We start from the raw sequence: 13,078 nt of genomic DNA, 5'->3' as shown, positions 1-13,078 counted from the left end.
CGGCCGACCCCGCTGTGGGAGGATCGGTCAGCCCGCAAACGAACGCATGTGTGCACACACGTACACGTACTTCAACGTCGCACCCACGAGGAGCGTGCCCATGACCGCGAATCCGATTGCCGAGACCGTCACCTCGCTGATGCCCCGCGCACAGGCGGAGCTGACCGAGCTGGTGGCCTTCAGGTCGGTCGCGGATCCGGCGGTCTTCCCCAGGAGCGAGTGCGAGGGCGCGGCCGAGTGGGTCGCGGGGGCGCTGCGCGCCGAGGGCTTCCAGGATGTCGCGCTCCTCGACACCCCCGACGGCTCCCGGTCCGTCTACGGCCTGCTGCCCGGCCCCGAGGGTGCGCCGACCGTGCTGCTCTACGCGCACTACGACGTCCAGCCGCCGCTCGGCGAGGACGCCTGGCTCTCCCCGCCGTTCGAGCTGACCGAGCGGAACGGCCGCTGGTACGGGCGCGGGTCGGCCGACTGCAAGGGCGGGTTCATCATGCACCTGCTCGCGCTGCGCGCCCTGAAGGCGAACGGCGGCGTCCCGGTCTCCGTGAAGGTCGTCGTCGAAGGCTCGGAGGAACAGGGCACCGGCGGTCTCGAACGGTACGCCGAGGCCCACCCCGAGCTCCTCACGGCCGACGCCGTCGTCATCGGCGACAGCGGGAACTTCCGGGTCGGCCTGCCGACCGTCACGGCCACGCTGCGCGGGATGACGATGCTCCGGGTCCGGCTGGACACCCTGGAGGGCAATCTGCACTCCGGCCAGTTCGGCGGCGCGGCGCCCGACGCGCTCGCCGCGCTGATCCGGCTGCTGGACTCGCTGCGCGCCGATGACGGTTCGACGGTGATCGACGGGCTGGCCTCGGACGCCGTGTGGGACGGACTCCAGTACCCGCAGGACGAGTTCCGCCGGGACGCGAAGGTCATCGACGGTGTGGAGCTGATCGGCGGCGGCACGGTGGCCGACCGCATCTGGGCCCGCCCCGCCGTCACCGTCATCGGCATCGACTGCCCCGCCGTCGTGGGCTCGACGCCTTCGGTGCAGGCGAGCGCACGGGCCCAGGTCAGTCTGCGGGTACCGCCGGGCACCGACGCGGCCGACGCGACCGAGCTGCTGACCGCGCACCTCCAGGCACACACGCCATGGGGCGCGCGGCTCTCGGTGGAGCAGGTCGGCCAGGGCCAGCCGTTCCGGGCCGACACCAGCAGCCCCGCGTACACCGCGATGGCCGACGCGATGCGTGTCGCGTACCCGGGCGAGGAGATGCAGTCGGCGGGCCTCGGCGGCTCGATCCCGCTCTGCAACACGCTCGCCACGCTCTACCCGGATGCGGAGATCCTGCTGATCGGGCTGAGCGAGCCCGAGGCGCAGATCCACGCCGTGAACGAGAGCGTGTCGCCCGAGGAGCTGGAGCGGCTCTCCGTCACCGAGGCGCACTTCCTCGTCAACTACGCGCGGTCGAAAAAGGCGTAGCCGGGCGCGCGTCAGCCCACCGGCACCCCGGCCTCCAGGTTGAGCACGGCCGAGCGTTCCCTGGCACGCAGGGCCCAGCGCAGCCGCTGGTAGCGGTTGGGCGGCAGCAGCTGGGCCGCGTCCTGTTCGCTGACGAATCGCCAGCCGCGCAGTTCGGAGCCGGGCAGCAGCAGCCGCCCGGCCTCCGCGCTGTCGAGGCGGCCGCCGTCGAAGAGGAGCCGCAGACCGCCGAAGCCGGGTGGGCTCGGCGGCTCCCAGTCGACCACGAGGAGCCTCGGGACATGCCCGAGTTGTATCCCTATCTCCTCGGCCACCTCCCGGATGCCCGCCCGCGCGGGGGCCTCGCCGTTCTCGACCACTCCGCCGGGGAACTCCCAGCCCGGCTTGTACGTCGGGTCGACGAGCAGCACCCTGTCCTGCTCGTCGAAGAGGAGGACGCCGGCGGCGAGCGTCTCCGACGTCGGCTCCGGGGTCTGGACGATCTCGCACACCCCGGCGGCCCCGGAGCGCAGTGCCTCGGCGATGCGCTCGGCGGTCGCGGCCGGGGTCAGCGTGGTGTTGTCGACGGTGTGGGCGTCGGCGGCGAGCCAGCCGAGCGCCGTGCGGTACGGCTCGATGTGCTCGTAGGACCACTGCCGTACGCGCTCGCCGGCCTCGGGGTCGTCCGGAGTCTCCACGCGCCCGGCGATACGTTCGCGCAGGATCGTTTCCTCTGTTGCCAGCAGCACATGACAGACCGGAATCCGGCGGGAGGCGAGCCCGCCGAAGATCTCGTCGCGGTACTCCTGTCTCAGCAGCGTCATCGGCACCACGAGCACCCCGCCGACATCGGCGAGCAGTGCGGCGGCGGTGTCGACGACCATGCGCCGCCAGACCGGCAGATCCTGGAAGTCGTTGACCTCGGCCAGTCTCTTCTGCGGCAGCAGGAGACGCAGCGCCCCGCCGAGCACCTCGGGGTCGTAGAAGGTGCTGTTCGGGATCAGGTCGATCAGTTCTCGCGCGGTGCTCGTCTTGCCCGCACTGAACGCACCGTTGATCCAGACGATCACGGTTCCCCCTCTTCGCCTAGGCCCCAGTGGTTTGCCCGCAACACCCTGCCACGGAAACCCGGTTGGGCGGCATGGTGCATCGGCCGGGCGATTCGCCGTACGGCCGCCGCCGGGGCCGGGACGCACGTGGCCCCGGCGGGGCGGACAGCAGAGATGCCCAGGGCTCGCCCTGGGCATCCTGCGTCAGCGGCTGGTGCCGCCTGCGGTTCAGTGGTTGAAGGACGATCCCAGCGCGGCGTTCGCCGGGTCGGTGCCGAGTGTGCCGGCGCCGAAGGTCATCGAACCGGTGGCGGTCGTGCCGCCGGTGCTGCCCGGCAGAACCCAGATCGATCCGGCGTTGTCGTTCTCACCGGGCGAGCCGATGACGAGTTCGGCCCGGCCGTCGGCGTTGGCGTCCATCAGCGAGGTCGCCCCGCCGAAGGCGTCGTTGGGCTCCGCGGCGCCGCCGATGCCGGCGGTGTCCTGGGTGAACCCCTTCGAGCCGGTTCCGGTGGGTCCGCTCGCGCTGCCGTGCAGGACGATCACCTGTCCGGCCTTCGCCTTGGTGCCGAGGGCCTCACCGGGGACGCCGACGGCGATGTCGCCGTAACCGTCACCGTCGGTGTCACCGACCGAGACCGACGTGCCGAACTTGTCGCCCACCTCGGACGCGCCGGGGACGCCCGCGCTGTCCTGGCTGAACGCCTTGGCCTTCGTGCCCTGCGGCCCGGACGCCCCACCAGGGATGTACATGATCATGCCGCCCTTGGCGAGCGGCAGGCCGAGATCGCTGTCGTAGCCCTCCACCGGGCGGCCGACAACGATGTCGGCGTAGCCGTCGTGGTTCACGTCGCCCGTGGTGACGTACTCGCCGCCCTGGACCCGGTCGCCCTTCGCGTCCTCGACGGTCTTCGGCGCGGCGAAGCCGTTCGCCGTCCCGGGCAGGAAGCGCACCCGGCGGGCGTCGTACTCGTCGCCGTCGTTGACCGTGCCGACCAGGTCGGTGATGCCGTCACCGGTGACGTCACCGGCCGCGATGTCGAGGTACCGGGTGTCCTCGGTGTCCCGGACGATCGATGTGCTCTTCGCGGATCCGTCCCGCTTGAACGGGCCGGAGAACACCCGCAGATGCTGATTGCCCGCGACGGTCACCACGTCCTGGCCGCCGTCGCCGTTGAAGTCGCCGACGGCCAGCTTGCCGCCGATGGCTCCGGAGTCGGTGTCCCCTTCGGCAAGCACCGCACCGCCGGTCAGGCCGGTGGGGCTGCCCCAGACCACGGTGAGCGTGCCGAGCTTCCCGAGGCCCGCGTCCTCGTTCGCGGCGCCGACGATGAGGTCCGTGTAGCCGTCGCCGTCCAGGTCGGCGGAGGCGATGGCGCTGCCGAAGGCGTCGCCGGACTCGGCGGAGTCCGGGATGCCCGCGGAGTTCTGGTTGATGACCTGCTTGGATGCCGTGTTCACACCGGACTTGGAGCCGTACATCACACCGACGTATCCGGCGCCCTTCTTGCCTCCGACGGTGGCCGACGGTGCGGTGAAGGCGGTATCGGCGTAGCCGTCGCCGTTGAAGTCGGCCTTCTTGGCAGTTCCGGCCGCCGGCGCGGACTGCGCGGACGCTATGGACGACGGGGGCGCGGCTTGGGCTGCGGGCACGGCGACAGCGGCGGACACCACTGCTACGGCGATGGCCACACCTGCGCCCAGGGCTCGGGAATGCACACGAACTCCGATCTCTGGAAAATGATCTCTTGGAAAGTGCTTCCCCTCCCCTGACACACGAGAGCCCGCGATGGTTGCATCCGCCAACACATTGCCGGAGGGTTCCGGTCCGGATGGGCCGTTCCCGACCTCGGGGGCGGGCCGTACCCCGCCCCCGTGACACCCCCCCCGCTACCGGCAGCTCACTTGCTGGAGCCGAGCGTCAGCCCCGCGATGAAGTGCCGCTGCAGCAGCAGGAACACCACGAGCGTGGGCAGCGCCACGATCACGGAACCGGCGGCCAGCAGGTTGTAGTCCGTGAAGAACTGGCCCCTGAGGTTGTTCAGCGCCGAGGTGATCGGCAGTTTGTCGCCGTCGGACATGAAGACCAGCGCCCAGAGGAAGTCGTTGTACATCCAGGTGAACTCAAGGGTGGCGAGCGCGGCGATGGCGGGGCGGCAGAGCGGCAGCGTGATCCGCCAGAACTGGGTCCACACCCCCGCGCCGTCGACGATCGCCGCCTCCAGGATCTCCTGCGGCAGCGTGCGCATGAAGTTCGCGAGGACGAAGACGCAGAAGCCGATCTGGAACCCGATCTGGACCACGATGACGGCCCAGTACGAGTCGAACATCGTCATCGAGTCGGACATCCAGTACGGCAGCGGGATGCGGTTGAAGACGACGTACAGCGGGGTCACGATGACCTGCTGCGGCAGCAGGTTCCCCGCGGTGAAGAGCATCAGCAGGACGATGCCGCCGCGCAGCCTGATCCGGGAGACGGCGAAGGCCACGAACGACGCCAGGAAGAGCGTGACGATGACCCCGGGCACCGCGATGATCAGGGTGTTGACGAAGTACTTCGTCATGCCCGAGTCGCTGAACGCCTCTTTGTAGTAGTGGAAGGACAGATGCCGCGGCAGCGAGAAGTAGCCGTACTTGGAGGTCTCGTCGTACGGCCTGAGGGAGGCGTAGACCGCGAGGAGCAGCGGCGCGAGGAAGGCGATCGAGACGCCCATCAGGAAGACGTGCAGCCCGATCCGGCCGGGGCGCGTCCCCCGGCGGCGGGCTGCGGGCGCGGACGCCGGGACCGCGGTGGGCGGCGGAGCGGTGTCGACGGTCATCGGGACTTCTCTCCTCGGATCTCCTGCACCAGATACGTCACGACGAAGCCCATGGAGACGGCCAGCAGCACCACGGCGATGGCCGAGCCGAAGCCGATCCTGCTCGCCTCGCCGATGATGTTGTCGGTGACGAGCACCGAGAGCACTTCCAGGCCGTTGCGGCCGTGGTTGACCGCGTAGACGATGTCGAAGGCGCGCAGCGACTCGATGACGGTGATGACACCGACGATGACGTTGACCGGCCGCAGGGTCGGGAAGACGACCCGGAAGAAGGTCTGTGCCTCGTTCGCGCCGTCGATGGCCGCCGCTTCCTTGAGCGAGGGGTCCACGGCCTTCAGGCCGGCCAGATAGAGGATCATCACGTAGCCGGTGTGCCGCCAGGCGGCGGCCAGCAGGATCATCCAGATGTTGAGGTTCGGGTCGCCGAGCCAGTCGGTGGGGTTCTTGGTGTTGCCGATCAGGGCGTTGAGCACGCCCTGGTCGCGGGAGAAGATCAGCTGGGCGATGAATCCCACGACGGCGAGTGAGAGCACCACCGGCATGTAGAGCGTCGACTGGTAGAAGCGGCTGAAGCGCACGCCCCGGTCGATGAGCACCGCCAGCAGCAGCCCGAACGGCACCGCGACGAGCCCGAGGAAGCCCAGCCACAGCAGGTTGTGCCGGACCGCGGGCCAGAAGGGCGGGTAGTTGGTGAAGAGGTTCGCGTAGTTCTGCGTGCCCACCCACTTGATGGGTCCGACGCCGTCCCAGCTGGTGAAGGAGAGCACGACGGATGCGAGCGTCGGTCCCCACACGATGGCGATGTCGAGCAGGACGGGTATGCCCAGCAGCAGCCCGAGCACGACGAGGTCGCGCCGGGTGAAGCGGCGTCGGCCTCGTCGTGCGGAGCGCCGCGCGGTGTTGAGCGCCACGGTCTGTACTCCAGGGGGCTGTTCACTCGGAAGCGAAGATGGTCTTCTTCTGCCGCTCGATGTCGTTGCACAGGCCGTCGACGTCGTTCGGGGTGGAGATGAACTTCTGGATGGCCGGAATCATCACCGTCGACGCGAAGTCGGGGCGGGTGTCACGGTCCATGAACTGCGAGATCTGCTTCGCCCCGGATATCAGCTCGGCCGACTTCTTCTGCAGCGCGGTGTACTTCGACAGGTCGGCCCCGCTGTTGACCGCGATGTTGTTGGGGTCACCGGCCAGGTAGATGTCCTCGGCCTTGGGCGTGGCCAGCCACTTGAGCAGGTCTTTGGCGCTCTCCATGGACTTCTTGTTCTTGAGTTCCTTGGACTTCTTCGCCAGCAGGAAGCCGTCGATGGGTGCCTCGACCGCGTCCTGGCCGTGCTCCGGGTTGATCTCGGGAAAGGCGAAGAAGTCGATGTCGGACCGCTCGGCGGCGGGGAACTGCTGGCCCGGGTGCGGCATCCCGAGGACCACCATGCCGATCTCGCGCTTCTGGAGGCTCTGCCCGGTCTCCTGCCAGGTACGGCCGTTGGCGCCCGGCTGGCAGTACGGCAGGAGGCGGCGCCAGGTGTCGAAGACGTCCTTGACCCGCTTGTCGGTCCACGACTCCTCGCCCGCCATCAGGGACTTGTGGAAGTCGTAGCCGTTGGTCCGCATATTGATGTAGTCGAAGGTGCCCATCGCGGGCCACCCGTCCTTGTCGCAGAAGCCGATGGGGACGAGCTTGTCCTTCTTCATCCGCTTGGCGAGCGCGATGTAGTCGTCGAGGGTCTTCGGGGCCTCGTAGCCGTACTTGGTGAAGAGGCTCTTCCGGTGGAAGACCGCCCACGGGTAGTAGTAGTACGGCGTGAAGTACTGCTTTCCGTCCGCCCCCGTCGACTGGGCCTTGAGCGCGGGCGTGAAGCCCTTGTAGTCCTGCCAGAGGTCGCTGATGTCGTACAGCAGGCCCTTTTTGGCGAAGTACTGCATACGGTTCCCCGCGAACCACATGAAGACCTCGTCGGGGTCGCTCTGCAGATAGCGGTTGATGTTCTCCTGGAAGCTGTTGTGGTCAACGGTGTTGACCTTGATCTTCCGGCCTTCCTTGGACTGGTTCTCATAAGCCGCGAAGGCGTCCGCGAAAGCTTTCTTCGGCACCGCGTCCGAGGAGTTCGACCCCAGTTTGATGGTCTTGGCGTCGCCCCCCGGGCCACTGCTGCACGCGGCAAGGAGCGAAGGCAGCGCCACAGCGCCGGCACCGACTGCCGCGCCACGCAGAAGATTCCGGCGGGACATCCGATGTCCAGCCACACTTCCGGGCACGACTGAACCGTTGTACGAAGACTGCGCCATGTCCCCCTCCTCCAGGGTGAAACCCAACACAACCGAACGCGAGGATTGGATCTCACTCCCAAGTGACGTGCCAGTCAAGGGTTTAGGCGAGATATCGAACAACCGTTACCGCGCCTCTTCCAACAGACTCGAACAAGCCCTACCGTAAACGCTCGCCATGACGCGTACATGAAGTCATCCGATCACGGGCCCTGTACGGAGGAACGTAACGATGCGTCACCTTCCCCCCAGTCACACCCGCCCCCTGCGCCGAAGAATCCTCGGAGCACTGGTCACCGCACTGCTCTGCGCCGGTGGACTCGCCACACCGGCCGCCGCCAGGAGCGCGCCCGACACCGTGACGCCGAAAGCCGACAACGGCCTGGCGCTCACACCTCCGATGGGTTTCAACAACTGGAACTCCACGCACTGCCGCGCGGACTTCAACGAGGCGATGGTCGAGGGCATCGCCGACATCTTCGTGGACAAGGGCCTCAAGGCCGCCGGGTACCAGTATGTGAACCTCGACGACTGCTGGGCACTGCCCGAGCGGAACGCCGACGGGAAGCTTGTACCGGATCCGGTGCGCTTCCCCCACGGCATCAAGGCAGTCGCCGACTACGTCCACTCCAAGGGGCTCAAGCTCGGCATCTACACGAGCGCGGGCACCAGGACGTGCGACAGCACCGGCCTGCCCGGAGCGCTGGGCCACGAGGTCAGCGACGCACGGCAGTTCGCCGACTGGGGCGTGGACTACCTCAAGTACGACAACTGCAACAACCAGGGCGTGGACGCCGTGCAGCGCTACACGGCGATGCGCGACGCACTCGCCGCCACCGGGCGCCCGATCGTCTACAGCATCTGCGAATGGGGCTCCAACAAGCCCTGGGAGTGGGCCGGTGACATCGGCAACCTCTGGCGTACGACCGGAGACATCAGCGACAGCTGGGCGTCGATGCTGTCGATCCTCAAGCAGAACCTGCCGCTCGCCGCGGCCGCGGGGCCCGGACACTGGAACGACCCGGACATGCTGGAGGTCGGCAACGGCGGGATGACCGACACCGAGTACCGCACACACTTCTCGATGTGGTCGGTCATGGCGGCGCCCCTCCTGATCGGCACCGATCTGCGCAAGGCGTCGGACGAGACGTACGGCATCGTGACCAACAAAGAGGTCATCGCCGTGGACCAGGACCCGCTCGGCAAGCAGGGCACCGTGCTCTCGTCCGACGGCGGGCGCTGGGTGGTCACCAAGGAGATGAAGGACGGCAGCCGCGCCGTCGCCCTCTTCAACGAGTCGGACAGCCCCCAGCGCATCTCCACCACCGCCACGGCGGCCGGTCTGCCGAAGGCCGCCGCGTACACCGAGCGGGACCTCTGGCAGCACCGGACGTACAGCACGGCGGGGACCCTCGCGGCCACCGTGCCCGCGCACGGCACGGTGCTGCTGCGCGTCGCCGCCGACCGCAAGTGGGCGACGTACCCGCCGGCCGTCGACACCGGCATCAGCGGCCCGCTGCTGACCGAGGCCGGCAGCACCACTGCGGTGACCACCACGGTCACCGATCTGGGCCGCCTCCCGGCGCTCCAGGTGCGCGCCTCGCTCACCGGACCGGCCGGCTGGACCGTGAGGCCCGTCTCGGGGGCCTCGGCGCCCGCTGTGCCGGCCGGGAAGTCACTGCGTACGTCCTGGAGGGTCACCGCCCCGGCGGGGACGCCTGCGGGCGCCTACGCGCTCCAGCTGTCATCTGCGTACCGCTCACCGGCCGGCGAGTCCGTCCGGTCCACGCGGTCCGTCCCGGTGCATGTCGTCGTGGCACCGCCCGCCGGGAGCCCGTACCTCAGCGATCTGCCGGAGATGTCGGCCGCCAACGGCTGGGGCCCGGTGGAGAAGGACACCAGCAACGGTGAGGACCAGCTGGGCGACGGAAACCCGCTGACGATCGGCGGGACCGGGTACGCCAAGGGGCTCGGGGTGCACGCGCCGAGCAGCCTGGAGTACTACACGGGCGGCGGCTGCTCCCGGGTCAGCGCCGATGTGGGCGTCGACGACGAGACGGGCGCCAAGGGGACGGTCACCTTCGAGATCTGGGCCGACGGCAGGAAGGCCGCGTCGACCGGCGTCCTCACCAACGGGATGCCGGCGCAGCCGCTCTCGGCGGATGTGAGCGGCGCGCGGACGGTACGGCTGGTGGTCACCGACGGCGGGGACGGCAACGACTCCGACCACGCCGACTGGGCCGGGGCGCGGCTCAGCTGCTGACGCCCGCTGCCGCCCCGTCCGGTTCGCCGAGCGAGGCGGCAGCAGCCGCACCGACAAGACCCGCGTCATTGCCCATGAGCGCCGGCGCCACCTTCAGCTGCTGTACGAAGGAGAGCGTGGCGTAGTCCCGCAGTGCGCGGCGCAGCGGGACGAACAGCACATCGCCCGCGCCCGCCACTCCCCCGCCTATCACCGCGATGTCGATCTCGACCAGGGTCGCGGTGGCGGCGATCCCGGCGGCGAGCGCCTGGGCCGCACGCTCGAACGACGCGATGGCGGTGCGGTCCCCCGCCCGCGCGGAGGCGGCCACGGCGGCGGCGCTGACGTCGCCGTCCGGGCCGGGGCGCCAGCCGTCGGCCAGCGCCCTGCGGGCGATGTTGGGGCCACTGGCTATGCGCTCGACACAGCCGCGGGAGCCGCACGGGCAGGCGTCCCCGTCCAGGTCGACACTGATGTGGCCGATGTGCCCGGCGTTGCCGCTGGGGCCAGGGCGCAGGGCGCCGCCCAGGACCAGACCGCCGCCCACGCCGGTGGAGACGACCATGCACAGGGCGTTGTCGTACCCACGGGCCGCGCCCTGCCAGTGTTCGGCCGCGGTCATCGCGACCCCGTCCCCGACGAGCGTGACGGGCAGGCCGCCCACCGCGGCGCGGACCCGGTCGACGAGCGGGTAGTCGCGCCAGCCGGGCACATTGACCGGGCTGACGGTGCCGGCCGACGCGTCCACCGGCCCGGCGCTGCCGATCCCGACAGCGGTCGCGCGGCCCCACCGGGGGTCGGCCGCGAGCCCGTCGAGCACCTCCCTGACGGCGCCCAGCACCGTGTCGCCGTCCTCCTTGGCCGGTGTCGGCGCCTGCGCGCGTACGAGAATGTGCCCCGTGCCGTCCACCAGCGCGCCGGCGATCTTTGTGCCGCCGATGTCGAGCGCGGCTACGAGGTGGTTGTGCATTGCTGTCGGATCTCCAGGTGACAAGGGGTGATGAGGAGTGTAAGTGGTCAGTCTCCATTCACCTGACAACGTTGTCCAGGCCCTATGCTCGACACGCATCTCTCACAGCACACCAGCCGACGACAGGACAGCGCACCGTGGACCGGACCGCCAGCCACTCCGAGCCCCGCTACGGCAACCGGCCGACGATGAAGGACGTCGCCGCGCGTGCCGGAGTCGGCCTCAAGACAGTGTCGCGGGTGGTGAACGGCGAGGCGGGCGTCACGCCCGACACCGAGCGCCGGGTGCAGGAGGCCATCGAAGCACTCGGATTCCGCCGCAACGACAGCGCACGCGTGCTGCGCAAGGGCCGCACCGCGAGTATCGGCCTGGTCCTGGAGGACCTCGCGGACCCCTTCTACGGGCCACTGAACCGCGCGGTGGAAGAGGTGGCCCGCGCTCACGGCGCGCTGCTGATCAACGGTTCCAGCGCCGAGGATCCCGAGCGGGAGCAGGAGCTGGTCCTCGCGCTCTGCGCCCGCCGGGTGGACGGGCTGATCGTGATCCCGGCCGGGGACGACCACCGCTATCTGGAGCCGGAGATCGCCGCCGGGGTCGCCACCGTCTTCGTGGACCGCCCCGCCGGGAAGATCGACGCGGACATGGTGTTCTCGGACAACTTCGGCGGCGCCCGGGACGGCGTGGCCCATCTGATCGCCGGGGGCCACCGCAGGATCGGCTTCATCGGTGACCAGCCGCGTATCCACACGGCCACCGAGCGGCTGCGGGGCTACCACGCCGCCATGGCGGACGGCGGTCTCGAAGTGAACGACGCCTGGGTCTCGCTCGGTGTCACGGAGGCCGAACGGGTGCGTGGCGCGGTGGAGACGCTGCTCGACGGGGATTCGCCGGTCACCGCGATCTTCGCGGGCAACAACCGGGTGACGGTGACCGCCGTGCGCGTCCTGGCCGAGCGCGAGCAGGCGGTGGCGCTGGTCGGGTTCGACGACATCGAGCTGGCCGACCTGCTGGGGATCACGGTGATCGCGCAGGACTCGGCGGCGCTGGGGCGTACGGCGGCCGAGACGCTCTTCCGCCGGCTGGACGGCGCGAACGACGCACCGGCGCAGAAGGTGCTGCCGACCCGTCTCATCGCGCGCGGCTCGGGGGAGATCGCGCCGGCTTGAGGACGGGGTCTGCGGGAGGGCGGGCCTGTTTGAGGGGGCCCGGGCGGTCGTGGTGGTTGGCGTCCCTGGGCGACCTCGTGGTTGGTAGCCCCGGGCGACCTCGTGGTTGGCGGCCCGACGTGAGGCGGTCCCGCTTGGGGGCGTCCCGACGTGAGGCGGCCCGGCTTGGGGGCCGCCCGGCGTGAGGCGGCCCGGCTTGGGGGCGCGGCCCGGCTTGGGGGCCGCCCGACGTAGGGCGGCGGCCGGCCGGGGACGGCGCCCCGGCGTGAGGACGGCTGCCGGAGAGCACAGCCCCCCAACCCCCGCCGATCGTCTTGACGGCGTGACGGTTGTCACTGTCCGGTCACAGCCGGCCGCCGGTTGAAACGCTTCCCCGCTGTCCGTTATCTCCCTGGGCGTCAGCCGGTCTTCGTCGCAGAGGATGCCCATGAACCACCGCCGTTACGTCTCCGCCGCCGCCGTTGTCGCCTCCGCCGCAGCACTCCTCGCCACCGCGTGCGCGTCCTCCGACGCCAGCCCGCGCACGGCCGCGAGCACCGCCACCGTGTCCACCACGGCCGGTCCGGCCACCCACGGTCAGGCCGGCCGTGGTCCGGTCGCCATCAGCGTCGCCGACGCGCACGCCAGGACCACGGGGGCCGCGGCCGGGCAGCCTGCCGTCACCTCCGGAGTCGGGGGCGCCAACTGGAAGCCGTGTCATCTGCCCGCGGGGTACAAGCACTTCTTCGAGCTGCACTCCGCCAAGAACTCCCGGGGCAAGACCGTCGTACGGGTCACCCCGGAGACGTGCAGCGTGAACACGAAGAACGACGAGGACGTCGCCTACACCCCCAGCGGAGCGGCCCGCTCACTGGCCTTCGCCCCGGGCGCATCCGTCCAGGTCCTCCACGACACGGACACCGTGAAGGTCACCCCGAAGTGGCTGGTGACCCACAAGCTCGCGAACACCCCGCACTTCGTCTACCGGGTCAACGGCCGGAGCCAGATCACCGCCATGCGGGAGATCTACCACCCCTAGCACCCGGCGTACGGATCACGCCTGTGGTCCGGATCAGGCAGGGATCGCGGATCGCCATCGCCCCCGCATGACGTCGGCCTCCGTGACCGCAGCAGGTCACGGAGGCCG

General features: G+C 69.9%; 10 protein-coding genes. 4 read left to right on the top strand and 6 right to left on the bottom strand.

Annotated elements, in window-relative coordinates:
* Positions 1-100: 100 nt before the first annotated feature.
* Positions 101-1,465, top strand: coding sequence for a dipeptidase (locus OG510_RS34455; RefSeq protein WP_406141941.1), 1,365 nt, complete (start codon positions 101-103; stop codon positions 1,463-1,465).
* A gap of 11 nt (positions 1,466-1,476) precedes the next feature.
* Here the strand turns inward: OG510_RS34455 and OG510_RS34450 are convergent, their stop codons facing one another.
* From OG510_RS34450 to OG510_RS34430, 5 genes are all read right to left on the bottom strand, one after another.
* A complete protein-coding gene (locus OG510_RS34450) occupies positions 1,477-2,514 on the bottom strand; it encodes an NUDIX domain-containing protein (protein WP_406141940.1) in 1,038 nt (345 codons plus the stop codon).
* A 207-nt stretch (positions 2,515-2,721) separates the two neighbouring features.
* On the bottom strand, positions 2,722-4,212 hold the full coding sequence (locus tag OG510_RS34445) for an FG-GAP-like repeat-containing protein (RefSeq protein WP_406141939.1): 1,491 nt from the start codon (positions 4,210-4,212) through the stop codon (positions 2,722-2,724).
* 182 nt (positions 4,213-4,394) lie between these two features.
* Positions 4,395-5,312 (bottom strand): carbohydrate ABC transporter permease, encoded by a 918-nt coding sequence (locus tag OG510_RS34440; RefSeq protein WP_164267461.1) that lies wholly within the window; start codon positions 5,310-5,312, stop codon positions 4,395-4,397.
* Complete coding sequence (locus OG510_RS34435; protein ID WP_406141938.1) at positions 5,309-6,223, bottom strand: carbohydrate ABC transporter permease; 915 nt, start codon at positions 6,221-6,223, stop codon at positions 5,309-5,311. The genes OG510_RS34440 and OG510_RS34435 overlap by 4 nt, the downstream gene beginning before the upstream one ends.
* 22 nt (positions 6,224-6,245) lie before the next feature.
* Positions 6,246-7,538 (bottom strand): ABC transporter substrate-binding protein, encoded by a 1,293-nt coding sequence (locus OG510_RS34430; protein WP_406141937.1) that lies wholly within the window; start codon positions 7,536-7,538, stop codon positions 6,246-6,248.
* Positions 7,539-7,806: 268 nt separating this feature from the next.
* On the opposite strand from OG510_RS34430, the gene OG510_RS34425 reads away from it, so the two are divergent.
* Complete coding sequence (locus OG510_RS34425; RefSeq protein WP_406141936.1) at positions 7,807-9,837, top strand: NPCBM/NEW2 domain-containing protein; 2,031 nt, start codon at positions 7,807-7,809, stop codon at positions 9,835-9,837.
* Here the strand turns inward: OG510_RS34425 and OG510_RS34420 are convergent.
* Positions 9,827-10,786 (bottom strand): ROK family protein, encoded by a 960-nt coding sequence (locus tag OG510_RS34420; protein WP_406141935.1) that lies wholly within the window; start codon positions 10,784-10,786, stop codon positions 9,827-9,829. The two genes, OG510_RS34425 and OG510_RS34420, sit on opposite strands and share 11 nt — an antisense overlap.
* Before the next feature lie 137 nt (positions 10,787-10,923).
* Here OG510_RS34420 and OG510_RS34415 point away from each other — a divergent pair, with 137 nt between their 5' ends.
* Positions 10,924-11,952 carry a LacI family DNA-binding transcriptional regulator gene (locus OG510_RS34415; protein WP_406141934.1) on the top strand — a complete coding sequence of 343 codons (1,029 nt, stop codon included), beginning with the start codon at positions 10,924-10,926 and terminating at the stop codon, positions 11,950-11,952.
* A gap of 427 nt (positions 11,953-12,379) precedes the next feature.
* Positions 12,380-12,970 carry a hypothetical protein gene (locus OG510_RS34410; protein WP_406141933.1) on the top strand — a complete coding sequence of 197 codons (591 nt, stop codon included), beginning with the start codon at positions 12,380-12,382 and terminating at the stop codon, positions 12,968-12,970.
* The last annotated feature ends 108 nt before the right edge of the window (positions 12,971-13,078 follow it).

The organism is Streptomyces sp. NBC_01089 (genome assembly GCF_045162975.1).
In the GTDB taxonomy this organism is placed as follows: domain Bacteria; phylum Actinomycetota; class Actinomycetes; order Streptomycetales; family Streptomycetaceae; genus Streptomyces.
The sequence above is the reverse complement of the archived record's forward strand: the minus strand, read 5'-3'. Positions and strand labels throughout refer to the sequence as shown.